The organism is Daejeonella sp. AP26 (genome assembly GCF_056680515.1).
Genome location: NZ_CM155286.1, coordinates 3,541,769 through 3,559,708, shown reverse-complemented (window position 1 = coordinate 3,559,708; position 17,940 = coordinate 3,541,769). Strand labels below are relative to the sequence as shown.

Below are 17,940 nucleotides of genomic sequence, written 5' to 3'. Positions count from 1 at the left end.
GTTACGGCTTACTGACCTTTGACCAATTAACTACTTCCTTGTAAACCTGTTCGGCTGATATAGCCTGCAAATTATCATTCGGACTTTCTATATACATAGCCTTTTCCCCGACAGGACCCCAGCGACCAGCGTGGATTGGCGGGGTATTCGGATATAATCCCAGCGCGTGAATGCCGGATGCCGCTGCCAGATGTAAAGGCCCTGTTGACGAGGCAATAAGTCCATCTGCCTTATGCATGAACGCTATTAGTTCTGACAGATCCATTAGTCCTATGATATCGACAATATCTGCGTTTAGCGTGGAGACCCAGTCGGCCAATTTTGGCTTTTCTTTTACAGATCCTGAAATAAAGACGCGGAATTTATCTTTAGGTAGAAGCTCTATAATATCTCTGTATGCCGCAAGCGGCCATTCTTTGCCGCTACCATGAGATTTGGGATGTAGGATGAGGTTAAACTTTTCTGAACTGAGCAGGTTGCTGACATTCTGTGAAAGGTCGGAAATCCGGTCAAAATGGTAATAGGTGTGCAACGACTCTAGAGTGGGAAAATCTTTTACACCGAGCGGGCCTAATAGTCTTAAATTAAGTTCAGCCTCATGAAGATTGGATTTTCTCCGGGTTAATTTTACCAGTTTATTGCATGTTAGCCAGTGAAACCAACGGTTAGTAGTACCTATTCTCAGGGAAACACCAGCGTTTTTTAAAATGAATGACAGATGTTTATTGGGAAACACATGGATGCAAACATCCAGCGATAGGCTCTTAAAATGCGTGGACTGTTCCGAGGGCGGTAGAGCAGACAACTTATTATAGTCAATAAAATGATCAATGGCCGAGCAGGTTTCGATGACTGCTTGCGTATAACCACGGCCCAGAAAATATATTTCGGACGAGGGAAAGAGGCTTTTTAAATACCCGCACATGGGCAGCGTCAAGGTCACGTCCCCAATAGCATCGATTCTACTTATCAGTATCCGGTTGATCTTCAAATGTCTTTTATAATTTTATAGTTTTTGTATTCACCAATTCTCCACCCTGTAATCATTTCAACGCGGTGCAGTAGCATTCTTCTTGGTGATAGATCTATCTTATTAGGATTATGTTCAAATGTCCAATCCTGAGCAGCGATTGTGTCCTTCATTGTGGCGGGGTGCGACTCGTTAAATGGAGCTAATATATCTGCCACGGTTTCGAAATCGAACGTCTTATAATTTTTGAAATGTTCGTTCGTTTTTTCTTCCGGCTGGTAATAGCTACTGAAGCGTTTTGCCTTTCCAAGCAGCAAATCCGGATTTCTGCAATAGGAATAGTGGAATATACGTGCATTTAGCAACTTCACCTTCAGCTTCCTGCTGTTTGTGCCATTTACGTAATCTGTTAAAGTAGGATAACTTCTAAAGCCTTGGGAATCGCGAAACGAGTAAAATGTCGGGTCATTCCTTATAATTCTGATTTCCCGTCGATGCCACTTCCGGGTAGTTCCAATGTGTTTATAATCTCCGATGAAATGTAGAAAGTTGAAGAGGAAGCCCTCAACCCTTTTGTCATCCAGATTATAGATCATGGCATTTTTTATTTCATCCAGGTCATCTTCATGGAAAACTTCATCCGATTGAATATGGAATGCCCAGTCGCCAGTTGCAGCCTTCAACCCAATATTAGCCTGTTGGGCAAATACTTTTCCCCCTTTAATCAATGTGTCATCCCATTCGGTATCGATAATCCTTATTTTGTCTGATCCGATTGCCTCAATGGCTTCGCGGGTTCCATCATCAGACTTTCCAACTACGGCTATAAACTCATCGCATATGGGCAATATTGATTTGATAGATTCGATTACAGGGTACCCGTATTTGAAACTATTCCGCATGTAAGAAAAACCGCTAACTTTCATTGTGATTAAATAGTTTTGAGATATGGGACAGGTTTGTTTGCTAAAGCGTTTATATTCTGGTTATTTGCAGCAAAGATAGATTTAACAATGAAAACAATCCCTCAAATTTTATCAGGAATAAAGAAGTCTGATTATTTATCATTGGCCAGAATCTTAACTTTAGTTGAAAACGAACTGCCCGGTAATGCAGAACTCCTTAGGCAAATTGATATTGACCAAAGTATTCCCGTGATTGGCATAACTGGCCCCCCGGGAGCCGGTAAAAGCACTTTGGTCAGTTCGATAATTAGCAAACTTACACAGCAGCAAAAGAAGATTGCTGTTTTGGCAGTGGATCCCACTTCTCCGTTTAATTTGGGTTCGTTGTTGGGAGACAGGGTGCGAATGTCAGTTCATTTTAACAACCCGAATGTGTATATCCGTTCGATAGCAACCCGTGGTTCTGTTGGCGGATTATCGGCTAAGATCATCGAGATGGTTGATGTACTTAGGTCTGCGGACTTTGATTACGTGCTGGTAGAAACAGTGGGGGTGGGGCAGTCGGAAATTGAAATAGCAGGTTTGGCAGATATTACGCTGGTTGTTTTAGTTCCCGAAAGCGGAGATGAAATCCAGCATATTAAATCCGGGTTAATGGAGATCGGAGATGCATTTATCGTGAACAAGGCAGATCGAGCGGGTTCGGATACATTTGCGAATCAGCTGAAAAAGATGTTGAATCAGCGCTCGCCTGCTGTGCCTGTCTTTAAAACAGTTGCGGATAAGGCGCTAGGAATCGATGAGTTATTAACCTGGATTTCATCTTCTCAGGTTCAGAAGAATCAAAGAAAGTTATTTCTATACACGGAAAAGGCCTACAAGTTGATTCAAAACAATAGAATGAGGGATGTCTCAAGAAACGAATTAAAAAATGCTATTGCAGAATCATATGATGATAAAGACTTTAATTTATACCGGTTTATTGAAGAGTATGAAACTCGGATTAAAACTTAATGTTGCTTTAGAACTGGTGTTGTAAGTTGATGTTTTTTCCAATGATGACCCTTTCTGTAAAGAAAAAACTTACCGAATTTATACTTTACCTTTAAATAGCCCTCGTAATCTGTCCCGAGGATCCTGTGTGGAACGGATGGATCCTCATCTAAAGCGGCTTTTATTGCCGTGGTATAAACCGATGGTCCGGTCATTTGATGTACATTATGGGGGTATTTATTGTCACGGATGTTTTCACCGACCATCTCAATCGTCTTCTTCAAAAACGCGTGGCCAGGGCTATAGATCAAAGCCCACTGCGCAAACAGAGATGCGTCTCCTTCATGTGTGATGATTGCCGAATCATCAGGTTTAATGAATTCGTTCAGACTGCAGTTTATACTACTGTCGATGTCTACGTAGACTCCTCCTTTTTTATATAAAATTGCATATCTAAAAAAGTCAGCCTTTGCCGCTCCTATATTTATTTTCTGATAAAGGCTAAGCATCTCGTCGCCGAATTCCTGTTCAAGAAATCTCACAATTCGCTCATCATCATAAAACTCATAAACGTAGTCTGGATTCTTTTTCCTGAACTTTGAAATGTGCCACCTTGTTAACAAAGGCAGTCTAGTTGTTTTAAAAGTCTGATGAATGATTTTGGGAATAGCCATTGTACCCCAATATATTTAGCTATTCATAATTGATTCTATCTCATCTGCTTCTAATGGAATGTCTGCCATAAGGTCAGTGTTGCCACTGGCGGTGATGAGAATGTCATTTTCCAGACGGATACCTAAACCTTCTGCCTGAATATAAATTCCGGGTTCACATGTTAATATATTGCCAACTGCGAAAGGCTCGTACCTGCTCGCAAAATCGTGAACATCAAGACCTAAATGGTGGGAAACCCCGTGCATGAAGTACTTTTTGTAGAGCGGCATTGCAGGATCTTGTCTGGCAACGTCATGTTTATCCAGTAATCTTAACTTAATCAGTTCACTTTCCATCACCTTTCCCACTTCCTCCTGGTAATCGTTCCAAATGGTTCCGGCTACCAGCATTTTCTTCGCCTCGTTCATAACCCTTAATACACTATTATAAACATCTTTTTGGCGATTGGTGAACTTACCATTCACAGGAACTGACCGGCTCAAATCAGCATTATAGTTAGCGTATTCGGCTCCAAAGTCGAAAAGGATTACATCGCCGTCTTTGCAGATTTGATTATTGTCATTATAGTGAAGAATATTTGCGTTTACTCCCGACGCAATGATCGGGCTGTAAGCATGTCCGGTTCCTCCCTGGCGAATAAACTCATGAATTATTTCTGCTTCTATTTCATACTCCTTAACTCCCGGTTTGATGAACTTTAGTACTCTTATGAATGCATCGCGTGTGATATTGCAAGCTTTTTGAGTCAGTTCAATTTCTGTATCTGATTTTATTGCTCTTAACTTTCGCAGAATGGGAGCAGCTCTCTCATAACGATGAAGGGGAAATCGATTTTGCAAGTCTAAAATGAACCTCAGATCACGATAAGGCACTTGGTGGGAATACCTATCATTCTCATTTGTATTTAAATAAATCGTATCTGCATAATGAACAACGCTTTGGAAAATATTCCAAAATTCATCAATCCAAAAGATTGATTCAATGCCTGACGTTTTTCTGGCTTCTTCAATAGTGTACTTATGACCCTCCCAAACAGCAATATATTCACTTGTCTGTCTTAAAAACAGTACTTCTTTGTATAATGGATTTGGACAATCAGGAAATAAAAGCAGAATAGTTTGCTCCTGATCAATTCCTGTTAGATAAAACAGGTCCGCATTTTGCTTGAATACATGTGTTTGATCGCCACTTCGCGGAAATTCGTCATTCGCATTAAATAAGGCTATCGATTTCTTATTCAGATTGTTACTGAAATTTTTACGGTTATTAACGAATAGATTTTTATCTACAGAACAATATTTCATTGATATGTGGAAATTTGAGGTGGTATGAAAACAGTTTTTGAAAACAAATGTTGCATTAAGAGAAATTGGAACAATATTTGTTTGTTTGCTGGAATCAAACTTATGATTATTTTTGTATAAAATTACACAATTAAAATTTGTTTAACCTTTAAAACAACGAGTATGAATTATTCTACAATTAAGAAAGCCGTTGTTCTCTCAATGGTTTCTGTGCTAGGCTTCACTGCCGCTTCTAACGCACAGGACACCACGATGACGACAACAACGATGAGCTCATCTGCCAAAGTATTTGGTGGAAGAGCACAGTACAGAACTTGGTCTTTAGGACTTAACGCGGGCGTTATGTCTCCTGTTACAGTTTTAGGCGGTTCCAATGATTTCTCTAACTGGGACATCAGATTAGGTTACGGAGCTACATTGCGCAAGCAATTCGGTCACGCTTTTGGTTTAGAATTAGGTTTCTTAAGAGGTGATTTGGAAGGTAACAATGAAGATGCACCTAATCAATTTGATCGTAAAAGTTTTGAAACAAAGTATGCTTACTCAGGAAGTATCATGGGTGTTGCAAATGTCGCAACTGTTGATTTCTTGAGAAGAGAGAATAACGTTAACTTCCTTGTTAAGGCTGGTTACGGTATCGCAGGTTATGCTCCTTCTTATGTTACAGCTAGCGGTGCTACTGTTGACTGGAAAGGTGTTGCCGGAGATAACAACGATGAGAAATGGGTTCAAGAGCAATTCATACCTGTAGGTGTGGGTATCAAATTCAAAGTTTCTGAGCGTATCAATTTTGACTTAGGTTATAACATGTACTTCTTAGACGGAGATAACCTGGACGGTACTCGTACCCCAGCTAACTCAAACGATAAGTACTCTTACGGTTACGGTGGTTTAGAATTCTCTTTAGGTTCTGCTGCCAAGCCAAACTTAGACTGGGTTAACCCTGTTGCTTTAATGTATGATGAATTAAAAGATCCTACATTACGTCAGGAAGTTGAAGCTTTAAAAGGTCGTGTGTCTACAATCGAGACTACTGTTAGTGATCTGTTGAAAGACAGTGATGGTGACGGTGTTGCTGATAAATTAGATAAGTGTCCTAACACTGAAGCTGGAGTTAAAGTTGATGGTTCAGGTTGTCCTTTAGATGTTGACGGTGATGGTATCCCTGATTCAAAAGATAGCTGCCCAACTGAAAAAGGTACTGCCGAATTAAACGGATGTCCTTCTATGACTTCTGGTACAATGGCTGGATTCAATAACATTCAGTTCGAGTTCAACTCATCTGTATTGAGAACTTCTGCTTACCCTACTTTAGACAAATTGTCTGCTGAAGTTAGAGCTAATGAATCATTACGTATCCAATTAGATGGTCACGCTTCTGCTGAAGGAACTGAAGAATACAACATGCAGTTATCTAAAGACAGAGCTAATTCAGTTAAGACTTACTTAGTTAACTCAGGAGTTGCTGCTAATAAAATCTCTACTAAAGGTTTCGGTGAAACTCGTCCTATAGCTTCAAATGCTACAGAAGAAGGAAGATCTCAAAACCGTCGTGTTGAGTTCAGACAACAACAATAATGTTAATAAGCATATTGTAAAAAAGAGTCCCGATATTATCGGGACTCTTTTTTTGTTTTCTACCTTTGTCTTTATGTATTTCTTCAGAAAGAGAGATCCAAACCGCCCAACCAACTTCAATCTTCGGGTGATGCATATTATTAATGCTATTGCTATCACCATGTTTTTGGCAGGAATAATCTACAAGCTTATTGACTGGCTTATACTTAAATAAGAATGAAACGAATTATATATACGAATAAAGCTCCAGAGCCAATAGGTCCATACAGCCAGGGTGTACAAGCCGGCAACATGCTTTTCCTGTCTGGCCAGATAGCAATAGACCCGACTAACAATGAACTTATTACAGGCAGTGTTGCTGATGAGGCCCGTCAAGTGATGAAGAACATAGAAGCTCTTTTAACAGAAAGTGGCTACTCTTTTTCAGATATTGTTAAAACCACGATCTTCCTAACGGATATGAAGTATTTCGGAGAGGTGAATGAGGTGTATGGTTCTTATTTCCACGGTGATTTTCCTGCACGTGAAACAGTCGCGGCGGCAGGGCTCCCCAAAAACGTGAATGTTGAAATATCTGTGACTGCATACAGACTAGGCATTGATCTTTAATCGCGTTAAATACTTTGCTGCAGCTCTCTTGTCGGTGTCGATGTGGGGCTTTTTTGCTATTCCACTTCGTAATCTTCAGCAGTATCCTGCCGAAGAGATCCTTCACTATCGGATATTTACCTCGCTCCTTATTACCTGGGTAGTGATCTTTTTATTCAAAAGACAAAAGCTTCGCAATGACATTAATTATATAAAAGCAGAAAGTCCGGAAGGTCGTAAGAAGATCTATTGGCTTACTTTTATTGCAGGTATTTTGATCACGGGTAACTGGTATTCTTATATATACGCCGTCAATAATGTAAGCCTTACATCAGCGGCTTTTGCATATATGGTGTGTCCGTTGATTACTGCTATGGGCGGATTTCTCATACTTAAGGAGCACCTGAGCGGCATCAAGCTGATCGCAATAGGCATAGCATTAGTTAGTATTTTAATATTAGCAACGGGTTCTTTAGAGGAGGTCTTATGGTCAGTATTTATTGCGTCACTGTACGCCTTCTACCTGATCATTCAGAGGGTAATTTCAAATGTTGATAAGCTCAACATGCTTGGTATTCAACTGATCATTTCAATGGTACTGATGTTTCCGTTGTTTATTTATAACTATACCTCGTTTCCTACCAGCCTCTACTTTTGGATTAATATAGTTGTGATATCTGTGGTTTTTACCATCATACCACTATTTTTAAGCTTATACGCATTGATTGGAATGCCTTCTTCAACATTAGGCATAATCATCTACCTCAATCCAGTCATTGCATTTGCCGTCGCATTTTTATACTTCAATGAAAGCATAAGTCAGTATCAGATTTATGCATATTCTCTTTTGGTCGCAGCAGTAGTTATATTTAACTGGAATATAATCAGTACACTGTTCCATAAAAGCTATAACACGCTTAGTTCCTCTGATTCCTGATAAATTACGGTGAATTGGCAACTCAGATACTTAAAACCCCAATTGAATACTTAAAGGGAGTTGGTCCGCAAAAGGGCGATGTTCTTAAAAAGGAGCTTGGCATTTTCACCTATGCAGATCTGCTTCACCATTACCCTTTCAGGTATATTGACCGCACACGTTTTTTCAAGATCAAGGAACTGAACGGTGAACTGCCAGCCATACAGGTGATCGGCCGCCTGGTCTCTAAGGAGATCATTGGTGAAAAACGTGGCCGCCGCCTCGTTGCCCAGGTTAAAGATGACACGGGTATCCTTGAGCTTGTCTGGTTTCAAAGCATTGCCTGGATAGACAGAAACCTAAAGATTGGTTCTGCGTACATCGTGTTTGGGAAACCTGCGATATTCAATTCCCGGATTTCTATCTCACATCCTGAAATGGAACTCTATACTTCTCAGGAGAAAAAGCAGGGAAATTTGACTTTGCAGCCTGTATATAGTTCAACCGAGAAGCTAAAACAGTTTTTTCTGGACAGTAGAGGAATTCAGCGACTTCAGACTGCTTTGCTTGAACTCGTGTTGAATGAAATCACGGAAATCCTTCCTTTGTATATCCTTGAAAAGCATCATCTGATTGGGCGAAAAGAAGCATTGCTGCAGATACATTTTCCTGCCAACTCTCAATCATTGAATGACGCCATCGCACGACTAAAATTTGAAGAGCTTTTCTTTATACAATTGAAACTATTAAAGAATAAGCTACTGCGTACTCAAAAATATAAGGGATTAGTATTCGATAGAGTAGGTGACAAGTTCAACACCTTTTATTCTGAGAAATTGCCCTTCGACCTTACCGGTGCGCAAAAGCGGGTAGTTAAGGAAATCAGGCTGGATACCCAGCGTCCTGTTCAAATGAACCGTCTGTTACAAGGCGATGTAGGTAGCGGAAAGACAGTGGTAGCATTAATGAGCATGCTGCTGGCCATTGATAACGGTTATCAGGCATGTATCATGGCACCAACTGAAATTCTTGCCCGCCAGCATTTCCATTCAATAACCGATCTGTTAAATGATAATCTCGTCGAGGTTGATATTTTAACCGGCTCTACACCTAAGAAGGACCGGAAGCTCATTCATGAGAGATTAGAGAATGGTCAGTTAAATATTCTGATTGGAACCCATGCGCTGATTGAGGACGTCGTAAAGTTTAATAATCTGGGTCTGGTAGTAATTGATGAGCAGCATCGCTTTGGTGTAGAACAAAGGGCTAAGCTCTGGCGTAAAAATGCAGTTCCTCCTCACGTTTTGGTAATGACAGCAACCCCTATCCCCAGAACCCTTGCTATGACCTTATACGGTGATTTGGACGTGTCGGTAATCAATGAACTGCCCGCAGGAAGAAAGCCACTGAAAACGATCCATTTGTTTGAAAGCCAGCGTTTACGGATGTATGGTTTCATGCGTGAGGAGATCGCGAAGGGCCGCCAGGTATATGTTGTTTATCCGCTGATTAAAGAGAGTGAAAAGTTAGATCTGCTTTACCTTGAAGCTGGCATTCAAAATATTGCTGATGAATTCCCTTTGCCGGAATATCGCATCAGTATCGTACATGGAAAGCTATCACCTAAGGATAAACAATTCGAGATGCAGCGCTTTGTAAAAGGTGAGACGCAAATTATGGTGGCAACAACAGTAATAGAAGTCGGGGTTAACGTACCTAACGCAAGCGTAATGGTTATTGAAAATGCAGAGCGCTTTGGCCTTTCTCAATTACATCAGCTGCGAGGCAGGGTAGGGCGGGGTGCCGAACAATCGTTCTGTGTCCTAATGTCTGGAAATAAGCTTAGCAGAGAAGGAAAGATCCGGATCGAAACAATGGTAAGAACTTCAGATGGATTTGAAATCTCAGAAATTGACCTGCAACTACGAGGACCCGGTAATATAGAAGGCACGCAGCAAAGCGGAGTTTTAGACCTCAAGTTAGCCGACCTGACTCAGGACCAGGCCATATTAATGGACGCCCGAAATACAGTTATCGAGTTATTCGAGAAAGATCCCGAGCTATCAAACCCGGAAAATATACTACTGTACCAGTATTTTGAGGAAAAGAGGGATGGTATAAGCTGGAATAAAATCTCCTGATGCTACGATAACACAATTAAATCAATAATTTTCCACCGGATAATTTCACAAATATATGTCTAAAGCTTTTTTACTTAAATCTTTGAAATTCACTTTCTTTCTTTTGTTTGTTACCCAGCTAAGTACGGCTCAAATTGCTGATTCACTAATGATCAGGAAGATCTATGACCATGCTCTTGAAAAAGGCCATAGTTATAAAAACCTTGAATACCTATGTAAACAAATTGGTCCACGCCTCAGTGGTTCAACAGGTGCTCAAAAAGCGGTAGAGTGGACAAAAAAGCTTATGGAAGATTACCAGTTCGATTCTGTATATCTCCAGGAAGTCATGGTGCCTCACTGGGAACGCGGTAAAAAGGAAACTGCATACATTTTAAATGGTAAAGAAAAACTGACAGTTCCGGTAGCTGCACTGGGAAGTTCCATTGCAACTCCAGCCAAAGGCATTCTAGCCGAAGTGGTCGAAGTGCAAAACTTTGATCAGCTGAAGAGATTAGGAGAAAGTGTCAAAGGGAAGATCGTTTTCTTTAACCGTCCCTTCGATCCCAAACCAATTGAATCTTTTCAATCTTACAGCGGCGCGGTAGATCAACGCTCACAAGGGGCTATAGAAGCTGCTAAACTTGGAGCGGTGGCAGTTATTGTACGTTCCATGACTCATGCTCTCGATAATCATCCACACACAGGTGGGATGCGTTATGATGATGGTGTTACCAAAATACCTGCGGCAGCAATCAGCACAATGGGTGCTGAACTGTTGAGTGAGAAGATCAAGAATTCAAAAGGCGGCTCCGTTCAGTTTTATCTAAAGCAGAACTGCCGCATCCTGCCTGACGCTTTATCTTATAATGTAATAGGCGAGATGCGCGGGACAGAGAAACCGGAAGAAATCATCAGCATTGGTGGTCACCTTGATTCGTGGGACCTCGCTGAAGGCGCTCATGATGACGGAACGGGTATCACCCAATCAATAGAAGTGCTTCGAATTTTCAAAGTCATGAACTATAAGCCAAAGCATACCATTCGTGTAGTAATGTTCATGAACGAAGAGAACGGCTTAAGAGGGGGTTTGAAGTATGCGGAACATGCCAAACTTAATAACGAAAAGCATATCGCGGCTATCGAATCAGATGCCGGTGGATTTACTCCACGGGGCTTCAGCGTTGATGCATCTCAGCAAATCATCAGTGGAATGGTTAAGAACTTTCGTTCTCTTTTAAAGCCTTACTTAATTGAAGTTATCGAGGCTGGTGGCGGTGGTGCCGATATTGGTCCGCTTAAAAGGGCTGTTCCCGGTGTAGTCCTGATTGGCTACAAACCTGACTCGCAGCGTTACTTTGATATTCACCATGCCAGCAATGATGTTTTTGAAAATGTTAACCGACGTGAACTGGAGCTCGGTGCCGCGGGAATAGCTGCCCTTACCTACCTGATAGATCAAAAGGGATTACAAGAATTTATCCTTGATTAAGCCGTAATGCCTGATATCAAACCAGAAGACCAGCGGACCGATCCTTATGCAGCACTTCGGTATCCGGAATTCCGGTCTTATGTAGCCATGCGTTTTCTGCTGACGTTTGCCTACCAGATCCAGGCAGTCGTTGTGGGATGGTATATTTATCAGTTGACCAAAGATCCACTATCCCTGGGTCTTATAGGACTGGCAGAAGCTATACCAGCGATATCGGTCTCCCTCTACGGTGGGTATGTTGCAGATAAGTCGGATAAAAAGAAGATGTTGGTTTGGGTAATCGCTGCTATGGCTTTTTGCTCCTTTATCCTCTTTCTCGTTACCATGGAGCAGACCATTGTGCCGATTGCTAAGGATTGGGTTATTCCGATAATTTATGGAATGATCTTTTGTATTGGGATTGCGCGCGGGTTCTTTTCTCCGACTGCTTTTTCGCTGATGGCCCAAATTGTCCCTAAAAATCTTTATCCAAACTCATCCACCTGGAATAGCAGCAGCTGGCAGGTGGCCTCTATAGTAGGTCCCGCTGCTGGTGGCCTGTTATATGGTTTTAGTGGTGTAACAGCTTGCTTTTCGGTTATCGTGATCTTTATGCTTGCAGCCCTGCTAAGCATATCATTCTTTGTCAGTAACAAGCCGCCGCAGTTTATTCCGAAAGAAAATATTCTTGAGAGCCTGGCAGAAGGGATAAGGTTTGTGTTCAAAAGCAAAATGGTTCTTGGCGCCTTAAGTCTGGATATGTTTTCTGTATTCTTTGGCGGAGCGGTAGCCTTGATGCCCATTTTTGCACATGATATTTTAAAAGTGGGAGCTGAGGGACTTGGGATTATGCGTGCAGCGCCTGCTGCAGGTGCGGTGATCACCATGTTTATGATGGCGAGGTTTTCTCCAATGGGAAGGCCCTGGCGAAATCTTCTGATCGCGGTGGCCGGTTTCGGCCTTTCAATTATTGCTTTCGGTTTATCCCGCAACTTCTACCTTACATTGTTAATTCTGTTTTGTGAGGGATGTTTCGATAGTGTAAGTGTTATTATCCGCTCAACCATTCTGCAGTTGCTTACCCCGGATGAAATGCGTGGTCGGGTTGCTGCGGTAAATTCTATGTTTATCGGTTCATCCAATGAGATAGGAGCCTTCGAGTCGGGGGTAACGGCTAAACTAATGGGAACTGTGCCTTCCGTACTGTTTGGCGGTACTATGACGCTTGTAGTCGTAACGATTACCTGGTTGAAAAACAAACGCCTGGTACCTTTGACCCTGAAGGAAATTCACCCGCATTAAATACGCTGGTATTTTCCCCAGTACAAATAGATAAGCGACCCAAAGATCGGTGCCACCAGGATAATGATCAGCCACAGCAACTTTGTGTTGGTTGGCAAAACACTTTTGAACAAATCCAAAAGAGTTACTACGATCAGTATTACCCAGATTACGCCAAAGATAAAGCGGAAAAAACCGCCAAAAAATAAGAGTATAGCTAAGGTTATCATGAGATAGTTGTTTTTTGTTGTCGTCCCCAGATTATGTAAGCCAGCGGGCCTAATACCGGTGCTAGCAAGACAATAATAGCCCAGATTATTTTGTTAGTAGAATCCTGAAAAGTCGAGCGGGTTATATCCAGCAGACAATAAATAGACAATATTAGTGGAAAACCAAAGGCGAACAATAAGATTATGATTTCCGGAGTTCCTATATTCAAAAATAGCATGGTGTTCATTTTACTGCTTTTCTAAATTTACAAAAAATCTTACAGATCTACCTCCTGCTTCTCGCCGATTTGCTGACGCCACATGGCAAAATACAGACCTTTTTCGTTCAACAATTCTTCGTGTTTCCCGGATTCGATAATATTCCCTTTCTCCAGCACAAATATCCTGTCTGCGTGCATGATGGTTGATAAACGGTGAGCAATCAGGATGGTAATATGATCTTTAATTACCGATACATCGCGAATAGTGACTGTGATTTCTTCTTCGGTAATTGAATCAAGCGAAGATGTCGCCTCATCAAATACCAAGATATCCGGTTGACGCAATAATGCCCTCGCAATAGACAAACGCTGTTTTTCTCCGCCTGATACCTTAACGCCGCCCTCTCCGATAATCGTGTCTAAGCCATTATCTGCCCGGGCCAGCAAGTTCTGACAAGCCGCTTTTTCAAGAACCCGTAAACACTCTTCATCGGTCGCTTCAGGTCGCACAAACAGAAGATTTTCCCGGATAGTCCCGGAAAAAAGCTGGGTATCTTGCGTTACAAAACCGATCTTCTCTCGTAGCTGATCAAGGTCAATATCGTTGCGCGACACATTATTGTATAGTATGTCACCTTCAACAGGCGGATACAGGCCTACCAAGAGTTTAACAAGGGTGCTCTTTCCAGCACCTGAAGGTCCGACAAAAGCTATGGTTTGCCCGTTATTCGTGCTGAATGAAATGTGGTTAAGGGCGTTCCCATTAGCCGACTGATGTTTAAAGCTGACATTTTTAAAGTTTAAATCGGTAATCTGGCTAAGCCTCACCGGGTTTTTCGGTTTAATCTCTTTAGGTACATTCAATATTTTACTGAAGTTATCGAGTGATACCTCTGTTTCGCGATAGATGTTAATGATATTCCCGAGTTCTTGAAGGGGGCCGAAAATAAAAAAGGAATAGATAAATAGTGAAAAGAACTCACCAACACTAATTTTCCCTGCATAAATCAGGTAAAGCATCAATAAGAGAATGGCATTGCGCAAAAGGTTTACTAGTGTTCCCTGAATAAAGCTTAGGCTGCGTACGTATTTTACTTTTCGGAGCTCCAGCTTTAAAATTTTGTCGGTTGTATTGTTAAGTCGCTTTATCTCCTGCGCAGACAACCCCAGGCTTTTTACCAGTTCGATATTACGTAATGATTCGGTAGTTGAACCGGCTAAAGCTGTAGTTTCCTGAACAATAGTTTTTTGTACTACTTTGATCTTTTTGCTTAATACAGAGCTTATAAACCCAAGAATAGGGATCACAGAGACATATACTACGGCAATTGACCAGTGAATATTGCTCGCATAGATAAACACAAAGGTGACTCCCACCAGGGAAGTGAAAACAATATTGATAAAGGCGGTTATTAGTTTTTCTGTGTCAGTCCGTACCTTCTGTAAGATACCTAGTGTTTCGCCACTTCGTTGATCTTCAAAAACTGAGTACGGAAGCTCCAATGAGTGAGCAAGTCCGTCTGAATAGATCTTTGCACCCAATCGCTGGGTGATCACGTTCACATAATAATCCTGGAAGTTTTTAGCGATCCGTGAAACCATAGCCACACCCATGGCAGCCAGAATCAGCAGACCGGCGCCTTTAAAAAACTCATCGGTTGTATAGTCTTTGTAATGGGTTACATAGGTATCAATGATCTTCCGGAAGATCCAGGGATCAAGTAATGAGAATATCTGGTTAATCGCCGCTAGCACTAATGCCAGCAGGATTAAGCCTTTAAAATTCTTCAGGTATTGAAATAATATCTTCATTCTTAAATAGTATTGAGATATGAGATGTTAGATATGAGACATTAGATGTGAGAATCTAGATCTTAGATTTGAGACCTGACGACAGTACCTCAAAAGAATTCCATTTGATCTCATATCTCACATCTCAAATCTAACTTCTCTTTAAATCAAAAAGGGAATGTTGCATCCGCTTCATTCCCTTATGTTTGAACCAATCCTTTCGGATTAAACGGTCATAATATCTTTTTCTTTGATCTCAGCTAAACGATCAACACTTACAATATTGGTATCGGTTAATTTTTGCACTTCGGCTTCACCTAATTTAATCTCGTCCTCGGCAATACCGTCTGCTTTTAATCTTTTTATTTTTTCGTTAGCATCTTTACGAATGTTCCGAATGGCTATGCGACCTCTTTCAGCTTCTTCTTTTACTTTTTTTACCAGATCCTTACGGCGTTCTTCTGTTAACGGCGGAACATTCAAACGAATAACGATTCCATCATTTTGCGGGTTCAAGCCGATATTAGCATCCTTAATAGCCTTTTCGATTGGTACTATCATGTTTTTCTCCCAAGGCTGAACAACGAGTGTACGGGCGTCCGGCGTATTTACGGTGCCAACCTGAGTTAACGGAGTTGGTGTGCCATAATAATCTACGGTAATTCCATCAAGCATGCTTGGCATAGCTTTACCTGCACGTATTTTAGTCAGTTCACTATCGCAAAAGTCAATGGCTTTCTCCATGTGTACCTTAGCATCCGTTAATTGTTTCGTAATAAGCTCGTTCATTTTTTCTTAAGAGTTTCGTTATCAAAAATATAAAAAATGTATGAAGTTAATAGGTTAGTTATAAGTCGCAGTAGCAGTAGGATGTATGCGTACGGATTGTTCGCTAAGATTTCTTCCTGCTACTTTTTCACTCTGCGGCTACCACTAATATTCTGTCACTTTGTTATCCCCTTACCAAAGTTCCAATCGGATGACCATTAGCTATTCGCATAAAGTTGCCCGGCTTATTCATATCAAATACTATAATTGGCAAGTTGTTTTCCTGGCAAAGCGTAATGGCGGTCATATCCATTACATTTAAATTCTTTTCGTACACTTCAGAGAAGGTGATCTCATCGTAACGGATTGCATCAGTGTTCTTTTCAGGGTCAGAGGTGTAGATTCCATCAACACGCGTTCCCTTCAATACAGCATCTGCATTAATTTCTACGGCGCGAAGGGAGGCAGCTGTATCAGTAGTAAAGTAAGGATTGCCGGTACCTGCACCGAAGATAACGATACGTCCTTTCTCGAGATGGCGAACAGCACGACGGCGGATAAAAGGCTCGCAGATCTGCTCCATTTTAATAGCAGTCAGTAACCGGGTTTTTACTCCTGTTTTCTCAAGCGCATCTTGTAAAGCCATACTGTTTATAACAGTAGCAAGCATTCCCATATAATCGGCCTGAACACGGTCCATCCCCGATTTCTCGGCACTTAAACCCCGGTAGATGTTGCCCCCGCCAATAACTATGGCAATTTCTATTCCCTGGTCGTGTACAGCCTTAATATCCTGCGCATACTGGGCAACACGATCCATATCAATGCCGTATTGCTTTTGTCCCATTAGAGACTCGCCGCTTAATTTTAAAAGTATACGCTTGTATTTCATGTAAGAGAGATGTGAGATATTAGACTTGAGATATTAGATTTCAGACGTAAGACGAAGCTTCAGATGAGCCGGGCTAACAACCTAACGAACTAACCAACTAATAACGGTCGCGTAAAAGTATTAAAAATTATAGAGTCAGGTGGTTAAACCTGCCATTACAGTATCATTTAAATTAAGCTTCTGATCAAAAACAATCAGGTTTGCTGCATAACCCGGCTTAATCAAACCCAGGTTATTATGTCGGTTTATCACTTTTGCAGGATACGTAGCTCCCATTCGCAGAGCTTCTTCAAGGCTTATGCCCGCATATGACACACAGTTTTTAACAGCCTGCCACATACTTAAACTTGACCCGGAAAGTGTCCCATCCGGCATTACATATCGGTCGCCATCTAATATATGTGGATAGATGCCTTCGCTTGTTGCTGTAACGGCATCGGTAATAAGAAATAGTTTTTCGCCAAGCTGACGTTTAGCTATTTCAATCATCTGGTAGTCAACATGAAGTCCATCGGCAATGATGCTGGAAAAAGGTTTTTTCTTAAAAATAGCAGCCACTAATCCGGGATCACGATGATGAAGAGGGGGCATTGCATTGAATAGATGGGTAGCAGCTGTTATTTTGTGATCGAAAAACTCAATTGCTTCGTCATAATTCGCGTTGCTATGACCTGCTGAAATGACAATGTTTTGTAAGGCCAGATAATCCAGAATCTCAGGATCTTGCAATTCCGGAGCTATAGTCATGATCTTAATTTCGCCTTCCGAACTCTCAACCCATGCTTTTAGCTCAGTGAGCTCCGCTTTTTTTATAAATTCTTCAGGATGTGCGCCCTTACGTTTGACATTCAAATAAGGCCCCTCCAAGTGCAAACCGAGAAAATTTCCTTTTGACTTTTTACGATATGCTTTAGCAGCTAAAATAGCCTGTTCCACAATGTCCGGAGTGTTAGTAGCAACGGTAGCCAGAAAACCGGTGCATCCCTGGCTTAACAGATCCGATTCCATCTGAGCCAAAGCTTCAACAGTTGGTTTTCCGCCAAAAAGATGTCCACCGCTCCCATAGATCTGCAGGTCAATCAAACCCGGTGCAATAAACCGGCCTGTAAAATCAGTGACCTGTGCTCCCGATGGAACAGCAGCATCATCAACGATGGCTTGAATAATGCCATTCTCAATCAGAACAGATTTACCTTCAATCATTTCCTCTCCGGAGAAAATGGTGGCTCTTGTTAAAGCTGCAAGCATGCTTGAGTTC

The 17,940-nt window shown here is 41.5% G+C and carries 18 protein-coding genes; 8 read left to right on the top strand and 10 right to left on the bottom strand.

What is annotated here, in order from left to right; all coding sequences use genetic code 11:
• Position 1 precedes the first annotated feature (1 nt).
• Positions 2 to 991: a glycosyltransferase family 9 protein gene (locus AC1MCB_RS15160; protein WP_479965551.1), complete on the bottom strand. Its 990-nt coding sequence runs from the start codon at positions 989 to 991 to the stop codon at positions 2 to 4.
• Positions 988 to 1,896: a glycosyltransferase gene (locus AC1MCB_RS15155; RefSeq protein ID WP_479965550.1), complete on the bottom strand. Its 909-nt coding sequence runs from the start codon at positions 1,894 to 1,896 to the stop codon at positions 988 to 990. Before AC1MCB_RS15155 ends, AC1MCB_RS15160 begins: the two co-directional genes overlap by 4 nt.
• Before the next feature lie 87 nt (positions 1,897 to 1,983).
• Here AC1MCB_RS15155 and meaB point away from each other — a divergent pair, with 87 nt between their 5' ends.
• The gene (gene meaB / locus AC1MCB_RS15150; protein ID WP_479965549.1) at positions 1,984 to 2,889 is read left to right on the top strand and encodes a methylmalonyl Co-A mutase-associated GTPase MeaB; all 906 of its coding nucleotides are present in this window, start codon (positions 1,984 to 1,986) and stop codon (positions 2,887 to 2,889) included.
• On the opposite strand, the gene AC1MCB_RS15145 is transcribed toward meaB, so the two are convergent.
• Both AC1MCB_RS15145 and AC1MCB_RS15140 read right to left on the bottom strand, forming a co-directional pair.
• Positions 2,886 to 3,542, bottom strand: a complete 657-nt coding sequence (locus tag AC1MCB_RS15145) for a glycosyltransferase family 32 protein (protein WP_479965548.1) — start codon at positions 3,540 to 3,542, stop codon at positions 2,886 to 2,888. The two genes, meaB and AC1MCB_RS15145, sit on opposite strands and share 4 nt — an antisense overlap.
• Positions 3,543 to 3,557: 15 nt before the next feature.
• Positions 3,558 to 4,847 (bottom strand): aminopeptidase P family protein, encoded by a 1,290-nt coding sequence (locus AC1MCB_RS15140; protein ID WP_479965547.1) that lies wholly within the window; start codon positions 4,845 to 4,847, stop codon positions 3,558 to 3,560.
• 162 nt (positions 4,848 to 5,009) lie between these two features.
• Between AC1MCB_RS15140 and AC1MCB_RS15135 the strand changes: the two genes are divergently transcribed.
• From AC1MCB_RS15135 to AC1MCB_RS15105, 7 genes are read left to right on the top strand one after another with little or no spacing between them, the layout of a single operon-like run.
• On the top strand, positions 5,010 to 6,425 hold the full coding sequence (locus tag AC1MCB_RS15135) for an OmpA family protein (RefSeq protein ID WP_479965546.1): 1,416 nt from the start codon (positions 5,010 to 5,012) through the stop codon (positions 6,423 to 6,425).
• Positions 6,403 to 6,639 carry a DUF6728 family protein gene (locus AC1MCB_RS15130; RefSeq protein ID WP_479965545.1) on the top strand — a complete coding sequence of 79 codons (237 nt, stop codon included), beginning with the start codon at positions 6,403 to 6,405 and terminating at the stop codon, positions 6,637 to 6,639. The genes AC1MCB_RS15135 and AC1MCB_RS15130 overlap by 23 nt, the downstream gene beginning before the upstream one ends.
• A gap of 2 nt (positions 6,640 to 6,641) precedes the next feature.
• A complete protein-coding gene (locus AC1MCB_RS15125) occupies positions 6,642 to 7,034 on the top strand; it encodes a RidA family protein (protein WP_479965544.1) in 393 nt (130 codons plus the stop codon).
• A complete protein-coding gene (locus AC1MCB_RS15120) occupies positions 7,024 to 7,950 on the top strand; it encodes an EamA family transporter (RefSeq protein ID WP_479965543.1) in 927 nt (308 codons plus the stop codon). Before AC1MCB_RS15125 ends, AC1MCB_RS15120 begins: the two co-directional genes overlap by 11 nt.
• Positions 7,951 to 7,964: 14 nt before the next feature.
• Entirely contained in the window at positions 7,965 to 10,070 is a 2,106-nt protein-coding gene (gene recG, locus AC1MCB_RS15115; protein WP_479965542.1) for an ATP-dependent DNA helicase RecG, read from the top strand.
• 55 nt (positions 10,071 to 10,125) lie between these two features.
• Entirely contained in the window at positions 10,126 to 11,541 is a 1,416-nt protein-coding gene (locus AC1MCB_RS15110) for a M20/M25/M40 family metallo-hydrolase (RefSeq protein WP_479965541.1), read from the top strand.
• Between the two features lie 6 nt (positions 11,542 to 11,547).
• Positions 11,548 to 12,822 (top strand): MFS transporter, encoded by a 1,275-nt coding sequence (locus tag AC1MCB_RS15105; protein WP_479965540.1) that lies wholly within the window; start codon positions 11,548 to 11,550, stop codon positions 12,820 to 12,822.
• On the opposite strand, the gene AC1MCB_RS15100 is transcribed toward AC1MCB_RS15105, so the two are convergent.
• From AC1MCB_RS15100 to nagA, 6 genes are all read right to left on the bottom strand, one after another.
• Positions 12,819 to 13,031, bottom strand: a complete 213-nt coding sequence (locus AC1MCB_RS15100) for a PLDc N-terminal domain-containing protein (protein WP_479965539.1) — start codon at positions 13,029 to 13,031, stop codon at positions 12,819 to 12,821. The two genes, AC1MCB_RS15105 and AC1MCB_RS15100, sit on opposite strands and share 4 nt — an antisense overlap.
• Positions 13,028 to 13,249, bottom strand: a complete 222-nt coding sequence (locus AC1MCB_RS15095) for a PLDc N-terminal domain-containing protein (RefSeq protein ID WP_479968748.1) — start codon at positions 13,247 to 13,249, stop codon at positions 13,028 to 13,030. Before AC1MCB_RS15095 ends, AC1MCB_RS15100 begins: the two co-directional genes overlap by 4 nt.
• 39 nt (positions 13,250 to 13,288) lie before the next feature.
• Entirely contained in the window at positions 13,289 to 15,043 is a 1,755-nt protein-coding gene (locus AC1MCB_RS15090; protein WP_479965538.1) for an ABC transporter ATP-binding protein, read from the bottom strand.
• Between the two features lie 204 nt (positions 15,044 to 15,247).
• A complete protein-coding gene (frr, locus tag AC1MCB_RS15085) occupies positions 15,248 to 15,811 on the bottom strand; it encodes a ribosome recycling factor (RefSeq protein WP_479965537.1) in 564 nt (187 codons plus the stop codon).
• 163 nt (positions 15,812 to 15,974) lie between these two features.
• The gene (pyrH, locus tag AC1MCB_RS15080; RefSeq protein WP_479965536.1) at positions 15,975 to 16,682 is read right to left on the bottom strand and encodes a UMP kinase; all 708 of its coding nucleotides are present in this window, start codon (positions 16,680 to 16,682) and stop codon (positions 15,975 to 15,977) included.
• Positions 16,683 to 16,817: 135 nt separating this feature from the next.
• Positions 16,818 to 17,930 (bottom strand): N-acetylglucosamine-6-phosphate deacetylase, encoded by a 1,113-nt coding sequence (gene nagA, locus AC1MCB_RS15075; RefSeq protein WP_479965535.1) that lies wholly within the window; start codon positions 17,928 to 17,930, stop codon positions 16,818 to 16,820.
• Positions 17,931 to 17,940 lie beyond the last annotated feature (10 nt).